The 15,920-nt window shown below is 58.7% G+C and carries 12 protein-coding genes; 2 read left to right on the top strand and 10 right to left on the bottom strand.

The features are described from left to right. Positions 1-50: 50 nt before the first annotated feature. From BM225_RS00190 to urtA, 9 genes are all read right to left on the bottom strand, one after another. A complete protein-coding gene (locus tag BM225_RS00190) occupies positions 51-1,988 on the bottom strand; it encodes a pyrroloquinoline quinone-dependent dehydrogenase (RefSeq protein WP_092463599.1) in 1,938 nt (645 codons plus the stop codon). Beyond that, complete coding sequence (locus BM225_RS00185; protein ID WP_072705945.1) at positions 1,985-2,362, bottom strand: hypothetical protein; 378 nt, start codon at positions 2,360-2,362, stop codon at positions 1,985-1,987. Before BM225_RS00185 ends, BM225_RS00190 begins: the two co-directional genes overlap by 4 nt. A 211-nt stretch (positions 2,363-2,573) precedes the next feature. Beyond that, the gene (locus BM225_RS00180) at positions 2,574-2,903 is read right to left on the bottom strand and encodes an FmdB family zinc ribbon protein (RefSeq protein WP_072705944.1); all 330 of its coding nucleotides are present in this window, start codon (positions 2,901-2,903) and stop codon (positions 2,574-2,576) included. 70 nt (positions 2,904-2,973) lie between these two features. Further along, positions 2,974-4,203 carry a formamidase gene (gene fmdA / locus BM225_RS00175; protein ID WP_072705943.1) on the bottom strand — a complete coding sequence of 410 codons (1,230 nt, stop codon included), beginning with the start codon at positions 4,201-4,203 and terminating at the stop codon, positions 2,974-2,976. A gap of 27 nt (positions 4,204-4,230) precedes the next feature. Beyond that, positions 4,231-4,920, bottom strand: coding sequence for an urea ABC transporter ATP-binding subunit UrtE (gene urtE / locus BM225_RS00170; RefSeq protein WP_072705942.1), 690 nt, complete (start codon positions 4,918-4,920; stop codon positions 4,231-4,233). Between the two features lie 12 nt (positions 4,921-4,932). Then, entirely contained in the window at positions 4,933-5,682 is a 750-nt protein-coding gene (urtD, locus tag BM225_RS00165; protein WP_072705941.1) for an urea ABC transporter ATP-binding protein UrtD, read from the bottom strand. Positions 5,683-5,691: 9 nt separating this feature from the next. Next, positions 5,692-6,822, bottom strand: a complete 1,131-nt coding sequence (gene urtC / locus BM225_RS00160) for an urea ABC transporter permease subunit UrtC (RefSeq protein WP_072705940.1) — start codon at positions 6,820-6,822, stop codon at positions 5,692-5,694. Positions 6,823-6,832: 10 nt separating this feature from the next. After that, a complete protein-coding gene (urtB, locus tag BM225_RS00155) occupies positions 6,833-7,759 on the bottom strand; it encodes an urea ABC transporter permease subunit UrtB (protein ID WP_072705939.1) in 927 nt (308 codons plus the stop codon). 136 nt (positions 7,760-7,895) lie between these two features. After that, complete coding sequence (gene urtA, locus BM225_RS00150; protein ID WP_245780383.1) at positions 7,896-9,161, bottom strand: urea ABC transporter substrate-binding protein; 1,266 nt, start codon at positions 9,159-9,161, stop codon at positions 7,896-7,898. A gap of 277 nt (positions 9,162-9,438) precedes the next feature. Here urtA and BM225_RS00145 point away from each other — a divergent pair, with 277 nt between their 5' ends. Then, positions 9,439-12,774 (top strand): hybrid sensor histidine kinase/response regulator, encoded by a 3,336-nt coding sequence (locus BM225_RS00145; protein ID WP_072705938.1) that lies wholly within the window; start codon positions 9,439-9,441, stop codon positions 12,772-12,774. Then, positions 12,764-13,690, top strand: a complete 927-nt coding sequence (locus BM225_RS00140) for a response regulator transcription factor (RefSeq protein WP_072705937.1) — start codon at positions 12,764-12,766, stop codon at positions 13,688-13,690. Before BM225_RS00145 ends, BM225_RS00140 begins: the two co-directional genes overlap by 11 nt. A gap of 6 nt (positions 13,691-13,696) precedes the next feature. Here BM225_RS00140 and BM225_RS00135 read toward each other — a convergent pair whose 3' ends face one another. Beyond that, on the bottom strand, positions 13,697-15,787 hold the full coding sequence (locus tag BM225_RS00135) for a sensor histidine kinase (protein ID WP_177218549.1): 2,091 nt from the start codon (positions 15,785-15,787) through the stop codon (positions 13,697-13,699). Positions 15,788-15,920: the final 133 nt, after the last annotated feature.

Genomic DNA, 15,920 nt, shown 5'->3' with positions numbered 1-15,920 from the left:
CCCCTGCCCGACGTCGGAGGCAAGGGCCTGTCGCCTGTATCAGACGCGCGTTACTCGGGCAGGGCATACACCGCGATCTGGTCGCCGACCTGATCCTTCAGGATCGTGTTTCCGCCCGCGACAAAGGCAACGTACTGGCGCCCTTCGTGCTCATACACTGCGGGGATCGATACGGCAGGGGCCTCGACGATGTCTTCCCACAGCTCTTCGCCAGTGGCCTCGTCATAGGCGCGGACTTTGGCGTCCATGGTTGCCCCGATAAAGATCACGCCGCCCGCCGTCACAGCCGGACCGCCGATGGTGGGCGAGCCCATGCTTTCGGGCATGTAGAACCCATAGCGCTGCGAGGACCCGATGGGCCGACGCCATTTGATGTCGCCGGTGCCCATGTCGATGGCGGCAATCTCGCCATAAGGCGGTTCCCAGCAGGGCATTCCGGCCCAGTTCAACGCTGTTTTCAAAGACATGCCATAGGGCGCGCCGGTCTGCGGGTGAAAGCCGCCTTCGCCGTTGGTGGCCCCTTCGGTCTGCTGATCGTAATCCTCGCGGGTGTAAAGCTGGATGTATTGAACAATGTGCGAGAAGTTCACGATGGCCGTCTGGCTTTCTGGGTCAAAGGCCACACCGCCCCACTGCACACCGCCCGAGCTGTCGGGATAGGTGAATACACCGCTGCCATTGAGCGTCGGCGGGGTGTACATGCCCTCGTACCACAAATCATCCCACAGCTTGGAACAGCCCCCTAGGCTCACCGCGTCCGCGATCCACCAGACGTCCGGTTTATGCGACTGGTCCAGAAGGGGCGCAGGCTTGGTCGGGAAGGGCTGGGTTTCGGCGTAGACCTCGCCCTCAATCGTGCCGTCCCCACCGGGCACGGGTCGCTCTTCGATGGGCCAGACATCTTCGCCAGTGAGGCGGTTCACCACAAAGAGAAAGCCCTGCTTGGTCGCTTGGATCAATGCGGGGATTTCTTCGCCATCAACGGTGATGTCCATCAGGGTCGGGGCAGAGTTGATGTCATAGTCCCAGATATCGTGGTGCACCCACTGGCGCGACCAGACAACCTCTCCGGTCTCTAGATCAAGCGCGGTGGTTGAGGTGGCGTAGGGGATCTCTTCGGTCCGATTGCCGCCCCAATAATTTGGCGAGGGCGATGCGATGGGCAAATAGACCAGCCCTGCCCCTTCGTCTGCAGACATGGCCGTCCAGACGTTCGCTGTGCCGGTCTGCTGGCGAATATCCTCGGGCAGTGTTTCAAAAGTCCACTGCAATTCGCCCGACTGCGGGTCTAGCGAAAAGACCGCGCCCGGAGGAGCTTCGGCCCAATCCCAGTCCGATCCGGCCCACCCGAGCACCACGTGGTTGCCCACGACAGTCGGGGGCTGCAACAGAGAGGTCGGGAAGCGCGCGTTGACGGTGTTGTACTGGTTGGTGTCGAACACGCCATCCTCGCCGAAATCGGAGCAGGGCTCGCCCGTGTCTGCATCAACCGCAAAGAGACGTGCGTCCATCGTGCCAAGGTATACGATCTTCTGGCAGGCCTCGCCTTCGATGGGTTCATCGGCCTCCCAATAGGCCACACCGCGGTTCTTGATGGCAGGCTGGGTCAGCGGCTCTAGCGTGGATTTGGTGTCAAAGCTCCACTTTTCCTCGCCCGTTGCAGGATCAAGCGCCAGAATGCGGTAAAATGGCGTACCGATATACAGAGTATCATTGGCGAAAACCGGCGTCGCAGACCAAACGGTCGCAGCCAGATCGCCGGTGCCGTCGGAGAGGTCGCCGGTATGCACCTCCCAGACCTTTTCCAGTTGATCCACATTGTCCGCCGTAATCTGCGACAGAGGCGAATATTTCTGCGCATTCAGCTGTCCATGGAAGCCGTCCCATGTGGCGGTTTCGGGCACCAGCGGGGCAGTGCGCTCGGTTTGCGCTTGTGCAGCAACTCCCGCAACCAGCGCGCTTGTCAGGAGCAAGGTGAAACGGATCACAGCAAAGCTCCTTCCATTAGGCTTGCGCGGCGCGCGGGACGCATGCAGTCCAAGATCAGACCGATGGCCGCAACGACCATCGCAAGGATCAACATCGGCTGATGCAAGAAGCCCGCCGCAAGCGCGGTACCAAGAATACCCAAACCGGTCAGAACACGCAGAACATTCCGGCCAAATCGCGAGGCAATGAGAGCAATGATCAGCCCCGCTCCGGCCACGAGCAACGACGATACAATAACGAGCAGCGCGCCAGCCGAGCCATTAATACCAGTCAAAGGGGTGAGATAGGCATAGAGCGCGACCGCAGCCCCAGCCAGCCCGCCGGCGACCGTCAGCACGGCCCCGAAGCGGTAGGAATTTTGTGTAATCGACATGAAAAGTGCCTTTGAACAGAGTTCAAACCAAATCAAACGGTGAGGACAAAAACCTTGTCTGCACAGTGTGTTACGGTCGAACGTGTCGCAGAACGGATAGTTCCAGCACTTTTTCACATTTTATATCGCGTCCTTGTCAGGGGCCTGTTTTCCAAGACCGAAATGCGCTGCTCGCCCCCGTCATCTCGGGATCGTGAAGTGGCCCACCGCGTCAGTGCGAGATCATCCAAGGCCGCTTGGCCGGAAAACTCTTGGACCCATCAGGCCGGTAGAGCGTACCGGACGACTTTTTGGATGATCCAGAACAACACGAGCATCCAGCCCCATGACCGCTGCGCTTGGGTTCGTGCTGCGCGCGTTCGTTGGTTTCGAATGCGGTACGGCGGCCTTTGTCCATGCCAGCAATCTTGGGCGCTGTGAACAGAACGCGCGGCGCGTCTGCCGCGCATGTGGGGCAGCTGCAGGGCTGATCGAACACAGACATCGGCGCATGACTGGTAAAGGGACCGCAATCTTCGCAGAGGTAATCATAATAGGGCATCTGAATTCCTTTCGGGACGGTTGGTGGCTGCTGCGCGCGAGGCGCAGCAACCTTGGCTTTGGAGTGGTGGTCAGAGATCCGGCGCCAACGGAATGTCGATCGATCCGTCGAGATACTTGGTCGGCCCGTCGGGCCCCAGTTTGACATCGAAATCAAAGATGTCCGTCGGGAGCCATAGAGTTGCACAGGCGTTCGGAATATCCACCACGCCCGAAATATGTCCTTGGACGGGCGCGGTCCCGAGGATCGCGTAGGCCTGCGCCCCTGTGTATCCGAACTTCTTCAGGTACTCGATCGCGTTTAGACAGGCCTGACGGTAGGCGACGTGGACGTCCAGATAATGCTGGGTGCCCGCCTCATCGACAGAGATACCTTCGAAAATCAGATAATCATCGTATTTCGGCGCGATGGGCGATGGTTTGAAGATCGGGTTTTTCACACCGTATTTGCTGACGCCCTCTTTGATCAGCGACACCTTCAGATGCAGCCAGCCCGCCATCTCGATTGCACCACAGAAGGTGATCTCGCCGTCGCCTTGGCTGAAGTGCAGATCGCCCATCGAAAGACCCGCGCCGTCCACATAGACGGGGAAATAGATCTTACAACCGCGGCTCAGGTCCTTGATATCGCAGTTGCCGCCATGTTCCCGCGGCGGCACGGTGCGAGCGCCCTCGGCTGCAGCCTTGTCGCGTTCCTCGCCCTTCAATGCGCCCATATGGGCGGACTGGGTGTTGGGCAGAGCAGCCAAAGGCGGCGTACGCTCTGGATTGGTGTCAAATAGGGCCTTTTCGCGGCTGTTCCACATATCCAGCATTTTGCGGTCAGGAAGACAGCCGATCAGGCCGGGGTGGATCAGACCGGCATAATTCACACCAGGCACGTGGCGCGAAGACGTGAACATGCCATGGAAATCCCAGATCGATTTTTGGGCTTCGGGGAAATGCTCAGTGAGAAAGCCGCCGCCGTTCTGCTTGGAAAAGAAGCCGTTAAAGCCCCAGTTCATCTCTTCTTTGGCACCGATATCCAGAATTTCGACCACCAGCAGGTCGCCCGGTTCTGCGCCTTTGACCCCGATGGGGCCGGACAGATAGTGGACCTGCTCTAGCTCCACATCACGGACGTCGGCAGCGTCGTCGTTGTTCTTGATCTGGCCGCCGGTCCAGTCATAGGTCTCGATCTTGAAATCATCGCCGGGCTCGACCCAGACGTTGATCGGAATGTCCGGATGCCAACGGTTATGCACGTTCTCGTTGGTGTGCGGGCTTTCGCTAAGATCAACGGAAATGAGCGTGTCAGCCATGGGTATTACCTCCTTGCTTGAAATTTTTTAGACGGACAGGAATTTCGACACCCTGTCCGCGTCGATGCCGTCGCGGGGGCTGTCGTGGACGAATTGGCCGTTTTCGATCACCATCACGCGGTCCGCCACGTCGAGGGCGAAGCTCAGCACCTGTTCAGAGACGATGATCGACAGGTTCCGTTCGTCACGGATGCGGCGCAGGGTGCGGGCCATTTCGCGGATGATCGAGGGCTGGATGCCTTCGGTCGGTTCATCCAGCAGCAGGACCTTGGGGTCAGAGGCCAAGGCGCGGGCAATCGCGAGCTGCTGCTGCTGGCCGCCGGACAAGTTCCCGCCGCGGCGGCCCTTCATTTCCAAGAGCACGGGAAACAGCTCGTAAATATCTGTCGGCACAGACTTTTTGCCAGTGACGGTCAGGCCTGTTTCCACGTTCTCCTGCACAGTCATCGCCGAAAAGATCATGCGCCCTTGCGGGACATAGGCGATGCCGTTTGCCACACGCTTGTGGGACTTCATCGCGGTCACGTCCGTGCCGCCCACAGTGACCGACCCGTTCGAGGTCGGCACGATCCCCATCATCGTCTTCATCAGGGTGGTTTTTCCCATCCCGTTTCGACCCATGATGGCGACAATCTCGCCGGGTTGGACGTTCAGGTTCAGACCGTGCAGCACCTCGGATTCCCCGTAGGCCGCACGTAGGTTTGTCAGGTTCAGCATAACGGTGCTCCTTTAGTGGCCGAGGTAGACTTCGATGACTTTGGGATCGTTTTGCACCCGCTCCATGGAGCCTTCGGACAGAACCTTGCCCTGATGCAGAACCGTGACGCGGGTGGCGATATCGGCGACGAAACCCATGTCGTGCTCGATCACGATGACAGAGCGGTCGGCGATAATACGATTGAGCAGCTCCGCCGTTTTCTTGCGCTCTGCCACGGACATGCCCGCAACGGGCTCGTCCAGCATCAAAAGCTCAGGGTCCTGGATCAGCAGCATCCCGATTTCGAGCCACTGCTTCTGGCCGTGGCTCAGGAACGCCGCTTTTTCCTCCAGTAGGTCCTGGAGGAAGATCATCTCGGCGATTTCCTGAATACGGGCCTTCACTGCGTCATCGCGGCGAAAGAACAGCGCGCCAAAAACGTTGTGTCCCTTGGGATAGCTGAGCTCTAGGTTTTCAAAGACTGTCAGGTCTTCGTACACCGACGGGGTCTGGAATTTGCGGCCGACACCTGCGTGAACGATCTGATCCTCGCGCATATTCAAGAGCTCGTGCCCCTTGAAGTTGACCGACCCGCCCGTCGCTTTGGTGCGCCCGCAGATCAGGTCAAGCACAGTGGTCTTGCCCGCGCCGTTCGGGCCGATGATGACCCGGCATTCGTTGGGCTCGACATAGAAGCTAAGTTCGTTGACTGCCTTGAACCCATCGAAGGAGACCGTCAGATCCTCGACCATCAGGACAAAGTTGGGATTGTTCTGAACCATGATGTCACCTCATTCCGCAGGGGTTTTCGGGGCGGCAGAGCTGCTGCTCTGGCGGCTGAACAGCCCGTCGATACGGGGGGCGATCCAGTCGGCCCAGATGCCTGCCAAACCACGGGGGAAGGCCATGACAACAGCGATAAAGAGCGCCCCAAGGCCCAAGAGCCAGACTTCGGGAAAGCTTTCCGAGAAGGTGGTTTTGGCAAAGTTTACCAAGAGCGTGCCGTAGACCGCGCCGATGATGGACAAGCGTCCGCCCACTGCGCAAAAGATCACCATCTCGATCGAGGGAACGATGCCGACCAGCGTGGGCGACATGAAGCCGACCTGCAGGGTGAACATGGCCCCACCGATGGCCGCAAAGGCCGCGCCAAGACAGAAGACAAATATCTTGAAGCTGGCCACGTCATAGCCCGAGAAGCGCACGCGATCCTCTTGGTCGCGCATGGCGATCAGCAGACGGCCCAGTTTGGATTTGCGCACGTAGTGGGCGGCGAAAAGGCAGGCGAACAAAAGGATGCCGTTGACGAAGTAGAGGATATTCTTGGCCTCGTCCGTGCGGATATCCCAACCATTCAGGGTACGCAGGTCGGTGATGCCATTAACCCCGCCGGTAAAACCCTGCTGCCCGATGATCAGGATGGTCAGGATCGCCGCAATCGCTTGGGTGATGATCGCGAAATAGACTCCGCCCACACGACGCCGGAACATGGCGAAAGCGATGATGAAGGCGAACACGACGGGCACTGCGATGATCGCGATCAGGGTCAGGCCGAACGAGTGGAAAGGCTCCCACCACCACGGCAGGGCGGTAATCTGGTTCCAGTCCATGAAATCGGGGATGCCGGGTGTGGACTGGATCGCGGTGTTCTCTGGGGTCGACGCCTCGAGCTTGAGAAACATGGCCATGCAGTAGCCACCAAGACCGAAAAACACCCCCTGCCCCAGGCTCAGAATGCCGCCCGCGCCCCAGCACAGGACCAGACCGACCGCAACAAAGGCATAGGTCAGGTACTTGCCGAACAGGTTCAGACGGAAGGTGTCCAGCGCCATGGGCAGGACCACAAAGATCAGCGCCGCAAGGATCGCAAAGGCGATGGCTTCTTTGGGGGTGATGAAAGCTGTTTTGCTGTTGGATAACATGGGGCTCTCCTTATTTCCGCAGTTTCAGGGCAAAGAGACCCTGCGGACGCAGCATCAGGATGCCGACCACGGTCAGCAGCGTGAGAACCTTGGCCATCGAGCCCGAGAGGAAGAATTCAAGGATGGACTGCGCCTGAGAGATGCTGAACGCACTGGCGATGGTGCCCAGCAGACTGCCCGCGCCGCCAAAGACGACCACGAGGAAAGTATCGACGATATAAAGCTGGCCCGCCGTCGGACCGGTGGACCCGATCATGGTAAAGGCCGAGCCCGCAACACCCGCCACACCGCAGCCGATGCCAAAGGTCAGACGGTCGGTCCATTCGGTATTGATGCCCACAGCGCCCGCCATAATGCGGTTCTGGTTGATGGCGCGCACTTGCTTGCCCCAGGTCGAGCGGAACATCAGGACGTAAATCGCGATGGAAATGCCGACAGCCAGCACCATGACAAACATGCCGTTGATGGGCACCTCAATCAGGTCGGTCAGGGGCAGCGATCCCATCATCCAGTCGGGAATGCTGACGCCCACTTCGCGCGCACCAAAGACGCTGCGGTAAATCTGCTGCAGGATCAGGCTCAGACCCCAAGTGGCCAGAAGCGTGTCCAGTGGCCGCTTGTAAAGGTGCCGGATCATCGCCCATTCGACGAACATCCCCAGCGCCCCCGTGACCACAAAGGCCAGCGCCATGGCGACAAAGAAATAGATGGAAAAGGCAAAGGGGATGTACGTGGCGAACAGGTTCGAGACCAGATAGGTCACATAGGCCCCAAGGATCATGAACTCGCCATGGGCCATATTGATGACGCCCATCTGGCCGAAAATAATCGCCAGACCCAACGCCATTAGGACAAAAACGGAAAAGAGGATCAGACCCGCAAAGCCCTGCATGGCAAAGATCGCGGTTAATTCCCCCATGGAATAGTCGGCAAACATCTAGGTTCCTTCCTGTCGATGTGCAGGGGAAAAGAGCCCGTGCCATGTCTGGCGGAGTGCCGTGGGCACGGGCAGTTCGGGGTTCGTGCAACCATCAACCCCGTTTCAGGATCGGGATCCGCAGGGAGCGTGGCCCTTACTGGTAGCCCTCGGGGAACGGATCAGGCTCGACCAGATCTGCGGTCTCGAACACCACTTCGTACTGGCCGTCGGCCTGCGCTTTGCCCACGCGGGTTTTGGACCAGAGGTGGTGATTTGGGTGGACCTTGACGTAGCCTTCGGGCGCGCTCTCCAGTTCAATCCCGGGCGAGGCTTCGCGGACCTTGTCCACGTCAAAGCTGCCAGCCTTCTCTACTGCCGCTTTCCACAGCCACGGACCCAGATAGGCCGCCTGCGTCACGTCGCCGATCACCATGTCATCGCCCCACATCTCTTTGAACGCGGCCACGAATTCTTCGTTGTTCTCGTTCTCAAGCGACTGGAAGTATTTCATGCAAGCATAGGCGCCTTCGATGTTTTCACCGCCGATGCCGCGGATTTCGTCCTCGGTCACAGAGATGGTCAGCAGGACGGGGCTTTCTTTGGTCATGTCGATGCCCGCCGCCTTGAGTTGCTTGTAGAAGGCCACGTTCGAGCCGCCCACAACGATCGCGTAGATCACGTCAGGTTTCTTGAGCTTGATCTTGTTAATGACTGAGTTGAACTGGGTGTGGCCCAGCGGGTAATACTCTTCGCCGACGACCTTCAGGCCCAGCTTTTCGATGTGCTTGCGCGCGATCTTGTTCGAGGTGCGCGGCCAGATGTAGTCCGAGCCCAGCAGATAGAAGCTCTCTGCGCCCTTCTCCTTGGTTACCCAGTCGATACCCGCGATGATCTGCTGGGTGGCTTCCTGACCGGTGTAAATCACGTTGGGCGACTGCTCTAGGCCTTCGTAGAAGGTGGGGTAGTAGAGCATGCCGTTATACTGTTCGAACACAGGCAGAACCGCCTTGCGGCTGGCCGAGGTCCAGCAGCCCATGACCGACGCGACGTTGTCGTTCACCAAGAGCTTTTTGGCTTTTTCCGCAAAGGTCGGCCAATCGGATGCGCCGTCTTCCTGAATGTATTCGATCTTGCGACCCAGAACGCCGCCTTGCGCGTTGATCTGGTCGATAGCCAGCTTTTCCGCCTGCACCGAACCGGTTTCCGAGATCGCCATGGTGCCGGTGACCGAGTGCAGGATGCCCACAGTCACGGTGTCATCGGTGACGGCCAGTCCGGTCGTATTGACCGCATCGGTCGGATAATCCTGCGCTCTTAGGTTCTTGGGCAGAAACAATGAGGCCGACAAAGCGGCGCCACCGGCCAAGATTGCGCGGCGGCTGACGTTCATATTCGGGGAGTTTTTGGTGGATTTGGTCACAGTGCCCTCCTTGTTGGCTTAATTCTTGAGCAGGGTTTCGATCCGCTCTTGCCCACAAGGCTGACAAAGTTTTCTGCGCCGCAGTATACGTCAAATAACGTATATGAGTGCGCGTTTTTCCCCCTATGCTGATCCCCCAAGGGAACGTGGGACAAAAACGCAAGTTTGTAATTCATCTTTTTGCACCCAGTAACACTGGGGCAATTCGTTTGAATGCAAACCATCGAGACAGAGTCCTGCGCCACTGTAGAGTACAGAGTGAAAGAGGCGCATTTTCATGCACTTGCCATACAGCGCCACCGGAGGCCGCAGAAGCTACAACCGGTGGGTCGCCAATGAGACGATGGAAGATTTCGCCCTGCGCTACACCGCGCGGCGGGCGCGGCGTTGGGGCTCTGACCGGATCGCGAACACAGCGATCGGCTCGATTTCGTTCCTCGCGCTCGAAGCAATTGGGGGTACCATAACACTCACCTACGGGTTCGATGCTGCACTTGCAGCAATCCTCTTGGTAGGGCTGCTTCTGTTCCTGACAGGCCTGCCCATCTGCTATTACGCAGCCCGCTATGGGGTGGACATTGACCTACTCACCCGCGGTGCGGGCTTTGGTTACATCGGGTCAACAATCACATCTCTGATCTACGCCAGCTTCACCTTTATCTTTTTTGCCCTCGAGGCTTCGATCCTCGCCTTTGCGCTGGAATTTTGCTTCGGGCTCCCAGTCTCCTTGGGCTATTTGGTGTCAGCGTTGGTCGTCATTCCGCTGGTGCTGAACGGCTTTTCCAAGATTTCGGCATTTCAGACATGGACCCAACCGCTGTGGATCGGACTGCACATCCTGCCTTTTGTGATCCTGCTGTCCCAAGGGGTAGATTGGTCCTACTGGACCAGCTTTGGCATCGATCCCGACGCTTCTGGGCTGAACTGGCTGTCTGTCGGCTTTGCCTCGGCGATTGTGTTCTCTCTGTCGGCGCAAATCGGCGAACAGGTGGATTTCCTTCGGTTCCTGCCAGAACCCAAGGACCGCAAGAGCCGCATCCAATGGTGGGCCACCCTACTGGCCGCAGGCCCCGGTTGGTCCATTATAGGGGTGGCCAAAATGCTGGCGGGCTCGTTCCTGACCACCTACGCAATCCTGCAGGGCGAAACCGTCGAGGCCGCCACCGACCCCACCCATATGTACTTTGTCCTTTTCGATCTGGCCTTCCGCTGGGAATGGTTGGCGGTGGGCGCAACAGGGCTGTTCGTGATCCTGAGCCAGCTGAAAATCAACGTGACCAACGCCTATGCGGGCTCGATCGCGTGGTCGAATTTCTTTTCTCGTCTCAGCCATTCACATCCGGGTCGGGTGATCTGGCTGGTGTTCAACGTCGCCATCGCGGTCATGCTGATGGAACTGGGGGTCTTTGCTGCGATCGGGCATATTCTGGGCCTCTACTCCCACGTGGCCGTTGCGTGGATCGGGGCCATTACGGCCGATCTGGTGATTAACAAACCCCTCGGCCTCAGCCCCAAGGGGATCGAGTTCCGCCGCGCGCATCTTTATGACATCAACCCCGTAGGCGTCGGGGCCATGCTGACAGCGGTGGTGCTATCGATTCTCGCCCATAGCGGCATGATGGGCCTGATGGCAGAGGCTTATTCTGCCGGCATCGCCCTGGTCACGGCACTTGTCACCTCGCCCGTGCTGGCCGCCCTCACCCGCGGCAAGTACTACATCGCGCGCCCCGTACCAGAGGCACACTCGGCCCAAGAACAAACCTGCTGCGTCTGTGAATACAGCTTCGACCCCGAAGATATGACTGACTGCCCGTTCTACGCGGGACCGATCTGTTCGCTCTGCTGCACGCTGGACAGTTCGTGCCGTGATACGTGCAAACCCCACGGGCGGTTGGACACCATGGTCAGCGGCACCATGCAATCAATCTTGCCGGACCACCTATTTCGCGCCCTGACCTCCCGGCTGTCATTGTTCCTATTTGCCGCGTCGGTCCCGGCTGCGGTCTTTGGCGGGCTGCTGCTGATCATACGCTCTCATGCGGCCAGTCCCGATCTAGATGCGATCATGACCCTGATCTTTTGTTCAGTGCTGGTCTGTATCGGAATTATCACGTGGACGCTCATTCTAGCACGCGAAAGCCAGCACAAAGCGCGGGACGAAGCAGACTTGCAAACCCAACGCCTGCTGCGTGAAATTCGCGCCCACGAGCGCACGGACGCCGAACTCCAGCGCGCGATGGAAAAGGCAGAGGCCGCCAATCTGGCCAAGACTCGCTACATGGCCGGAATCAGCCACGAGTTGCGCACGCCGCTAAACGCGATCTATGGCTATGCACAAATTCTAGAGGGCGACAGCTCCCTCCCTGTCCGTCGCCGCGATGCAGCCAAATCCATCCGCCGCAGCTCTGAACATCTGGCGGGACTGATTGAAAACCTGCTGGATATCTCCAAGATCGAGGCAGGCCGTCTGGAAATCTCTCGCGACCGGATCAACTTGCGGTCTTTCATGGCGCAGGTGACCTCTATCTTCGAAGGGCAAGCCAAGGCCAAGGCGCTGGATTTCCGCATCACAACCCGTGGCAACATACCCACATGGGTCGACTGCGATGAAAAGCGTCTGCGTCAGATCATCATCAACCTACTCTCGAACGCCTTTCGTTACACGGATCAGGGCCGTGTGGACCTAGAAGTCGCCTACCGCAACGAGGTCGCCACGATTACCGTTTCTGACACGGGCATCGGCATCCCCGAAGACCAAATCCACCGCATCTGGAAACCCTTTGAGAGGCTATCGCGTGCGGGCGCGGGCGGCTCCGGTCTGGGACTGACGATCACGCGCCTCTTGGTTGAAATTCTGGGCGGCGAGATCAAAGTCGAGAGCGAAGTCGGCGTCGGCAGCCGTTTTACACTGCGCTTGATGCTGCCATCTGTCCGGCCCTCGGTCATCTCTCATCTTCCTGATGTCCCAGACACACCGCGCGTCCACGCAACCGGCTACGTCGGTCCCCGCAAAGCCATTCTGGCGGTGGATGACGATCTGGATCACCTTGCCCTGTTGGAAACACTCCTCAAACCGATGGGCTTCTTGATCCAATGCCAGCCCAGTCCCGTGACCGCGCTGGCCAGCCTAGAGGACGTGGTGCCCGATCTGTTTATTCTAGATATCGACATGCCAGAAATGGATGGCTGGAGCCTCGCCCAAAAGCTGCGGGACGATCCGAAATTCCGGTCGACCCCGATCCTGATGGTCAGTGCCCATGCCCTAGAGGCGCGACGTCAGGTACAGCGCGAGGGCCTATTTGATGCGTTTATCGTTAAACCCTACTCGCTCGAGGACTTGCTGCTGCGCATTGCAGAGCTGCTGCGCGTGCCATTGCTCAACGATACCGCACCCGACACGGCTGAACCGCGCCCTGCCGCAATTCCAACGGAAACCTACGAGCGCATTCGCGATCTGGCCCATTTGGGGCACGCCGCCCCCTTGCGCCGCATCATCGACGATCTGGATGGCGGAACGGACCGTACCGCTCGCAAGCTCCGTCAGATGATGTCCGAATTTGACATGGCGGGGATCGCTCAATGCGCAGAGGAGGCGCTGTCTCATGACGCTTAACACCGCTCAGGCCAACGCTTTTGGAACCCGCGCCATCGCCTTGGTGATCGACGACGCCCCTGAAACCTTAGGGGTGATTTCCGAAGCGCTCGAGGCGAACGGCATGACGGTTTTGGTGGCGCGCAGTGGCGCCGAAGGGATCGCCCTGACCCACCGTGTGCAGCCCGACGTGATCCTGCTGGATGCCCAAATGCCAGAGATGGACGGGTTCGAAACCTGCCGCGCCCTGAAATCCAGTCCGGGATCGACGGATGCGCCTGTGATCTTCATGACGGGGCTGACCGACCCGGAATACATCCTCAAGGGGCTACAATCGGGCGGGGTCGACTACATCACCAAGCCTGTGGTTCTGGATGAGTTGATCGCCCGCATCATCACGCACGTGCTGAATGCTCGGGCCATTTCGTCGGCACGGCGAGCGCTGGATCAGACAGGGCAATCACTGCTGGCCTTTGACAAATCGGGGCGGTTCAGTTGGGGCACGCCAAAGTCACTGGGGCTGGCCGACACAAACGAAGAGGCCCGACACCTGCTGTCCGACACCCCGCCAGACGTGTTCAGGAAATGGCTGCTCTCCTTGGGCCATACGGCGCTCTCTCACTCGGCTCCCCTGCACCTGGGCCCCTTGGTCCTGAAGTACGTAGGCACCGCCAATGACCAAACGCTGATCGAGGTGCACGAAGCTCAGGGCTCCACGCCTGTCGCGCCCTTGATGCAAGCGCATGGTCTGACGGAACGCGAGGCCGAAGTGCTGCTCTGGCTCAGTCAGGGCAAAACGAACAAGGACATCGCAGAAATACTGAGCCTGAGCGCCCGCACGGTGAACAAGCATCTAGAGCAGATTTTCTACAAGATGGGCGTGGACAACCGGACCTCTGCGGCGGTCATGGCGGACCGCCTGCTGCACAGAGCGTGACGTGCCTCAGGCTTTGGGCAATTCGATAACAAAAACCGCACCGCCCTGTGCGCCCGGATCGACGCACGTCACTGTCCCATCCAGATTGCCGATCAAGCGGCGCACAATGGTCAGACCCAACCCCGAAGAGTCCGGACGCCGCTTGCCATCGCCTGTGTCAAAAGGTTTGAAAATCCGCTCTCGAAGCGCTGCGGGGATGCCCCGCCCATTGTCGCGGAAGTGGATGCTGTAAAGACCGGCAGCTTCTGTAACCGAGACTGTGATCTGCACATTGCCATCTTCGGACGCATTGATCGCGTTCTCGACCAGATTGTCGAACACCCGGGCCAAAAGCAGACGGTCGGTTTCGATTACCATCGGACCATCTGTCTGCACGTTAATCCGGCATCGATCCGCAAACCGCCGTTCCACGTCATGCAGGAAATCGGTCAGAGCCATCGGCTCTTTCTGGACCAAGGCCACACGGGCCGACAGGAAGTCCGTGAACGACAGGCTCAGTTTCTCGAGACGAGTCAGGTTGTCCAGAATGCGGTCCTTCAGATCCTGATCGGTCAGGCCCTTGGCCTCTTTCAACTGGTCCCACATCGTGGTGACAGTTCGCACGTTTCGGATCGGGGACTTCAGATCATGGGCCAAGGACGAGCGCATCAGCGAAATCTCGGCTTCTTGGGATTCCATGATTGTCTGTGCTGCGACCAAGTCCGAATTCCGCGCCTGTAGTTTCTGGTTTTTGCTTTGTGCCAGTCGTGCCCGCTCCACCGCGAAAACGATCACGATGAATGCCAGAATGCGCGTAAAGGCAAATCGCTGCCCCCAGACATAGGCTTCAATGAACGCCTCGCCCGAAATCGGCACCGACAGCGTCCAATCGCGGCTGATCGCACGAATGGTGCTTTGAACGTGGAAGTCTTGCGCGTTACCCTTGGCGAAAACCAATTGCTCGCCCTCTGTGACGGAATAGGCAAACGTGTCTCCCACCTCTCTGGAAATCTCAGAAAACAGGGCTTCTAGATTCAGGGCATTTCCCAGAAGCCCGATAGTCTGCCCATCCCTGACGATGGGCGCGACCATAGCGACTTGCGCCTTCGTCAGACCAAATTCAAAGGGGGCAGACACAGTGACCTCTTGGGTCTCGGCAGCTTGCAGCAAGTTTTCTTTGCGCACCGGACTGAAATCCGGCCCGACCTCTTTTCCCATCGGCAGCAGGGCCGCCGGAGAGGCTTGCATGAAGCGGAAATTCTCGTCCATCCAGCCAATGCCAGAAAGGCTATCGAAGCCAGTAACATAGTTGTCCGCATCACTCTGCCATGCTGCAATGTCCGGATAGGCGCCCACAGCGATGCGATCGGCCATGCGGTCCAAGGCTTCGGCCAGATTGGCCAGTTCGTTTTCGATGCGATGCGCGCAAATCTCGGCCAGTGTGCGGGCGCGAGAGGCTTCTACGTTTAGCATCGTATCCATAAACACGCGCCGCGCGGTCAGTGCCCCCGCGCTGGTGATCAAGGCCACGGCCAGCAAAATCAAAAGGGTCCTGCGGGTGATGTCCTCTGGGTAGCGCAGCCGATCCAGATACCCATTTCCCGCGACGATCAGCACCAAGAGCGCCGAAAAGAGCGGCATCGCGTCGGTTCTCACCTGCAAGACCCCCGATGGCGGCACGATGAAATGAAAGACGATGCTGATCAAGGCAAAGGCGCTCACAGACACCAAGGATGCGACCCCAAGCCCGAAGGCAAAGCTCACTCGTGTGAATTTGGTGGTCATGTGGCGCGAGAACCAAAGCAAATACGCCGTGAGCGGGAAAACAATGGAATGGGCGCGGAAGTCTTCGAGATGTGCGCTGTCCTTGCTGAGCAGCATTAAGATCGCGGCCAAGAGGTTCAGCGCGGCATCGGCGTGCAGCACGACAAGCCCCTTGGTCACATGCTCTTGCGGCTTCCAGAACACTTGAGCGACCAAGAGAGCAATAGTGCCAAAACACACCAAAATATCGAGCGCGCTGTGCGGCATCATCAACAGCAACTCGCCCATCGCAAGCGCCGCTGCGATCAGGGCCAAGCCCTGTATCAGACGTGTTTTGAGTTTGCCGAAGTTCATGCGCTCTTCCATCGTGACAAGTCATTGACCCGGCATTGCGCCGGAATGGGGAACAGAGCACTGATGAAACCGAATGCAGCCGCCGCGCCGCAGTGACCCGCAAAATACACACTCTCGGGAGGTTCGGACTACC

This window comes from Donghicola eburneus (assembly GCF_900115865.1).
Lineage (GTDB): Bacteria > Pseudomonadota > Alphaproteobacteria > Rhodobacterales > Rhodobacteraceae > Donghicola > Donghicola eburneus.
Note: the sequence above shows the minus strand (reverse complement) of the source record. Positions and strands in the feature narration are given on the sequence as shown.

What these genes read in the sequence shown, in the direction of transcription:
- BM225_RS00185 (WP_072705945.1), bottom strand. Translation starts at nt 2,362, where the DNA reads ATGTCGATTACACAAAATTCCTACCGCTTCGGGGCCGTGCTGACGGTC.
- BM225_RS00180 (WP_072705944.1), bottom strand. Translation starts at nt 2,903, where the DNA reads ATGCCCTATTATGATTACCTCTGCGAAGATTGCGGTCCCTTTACCAGT.
- fmdA (WP_072705943.1), bottom strand. Translation starts at nt 4,203, where the DNA reads ATGGCTGACACGCTCATTTCCGTTGATCTTAGCGAAAGCCCGCACACC.
- urtE (WP_072705942.1), bottom strand. Translation starts at nt 4,920, where the DNA reads ATGCTGAACCTGACAAACCTACGTGCGGCCTACGGGGAATCCGAGGTG.
- urtD (WP_072705941.1), bottom strand. Translation starts at nt 5,682, where the DNA reads ATGGTTCAGAACAATCCCAACTTTGTCCTGATGGTCGAGGATCTGACG.
- urtC (WP_072705940.1), bottom strand. Translation starts at nt 6,822, where the DNA reads ATGTTATCCAACAGCAAAACAGCTTTCATCACCCCCAAAGAAGCCATC.
- urtB (WP_072705939.1), bottom strand. Translation starts at nt 7,759, where the DNA reads ATGTTTGCCGACTATTCCATGGGGGAATTAACCGCGATCTTTGCCATG.
- BM225_RS00145 (WP_072705938.1), top strand. Translation starts at nt 9,439, where the DNA reads ATGCACTTGCCATACAGCGCCACCGGAGGCCGCAGAAGCTACAACCGG.
- BM225_RS00140 (WP_072705937.1), top strand. Translation starts at nt 12,764, where the DNA reads ATGACGCTTAACACCGCTCAGGCCAACGCTTTTGGAACCCGCGCCATC.
- BM225_RS00135 (WP_177218549.1), bottom strand. Translation starts at nt 15,787, where the DNA reads ATGAACTTCGGCAAACTCAAAACACGTCTGATACAGGGCTTGGCCCTG.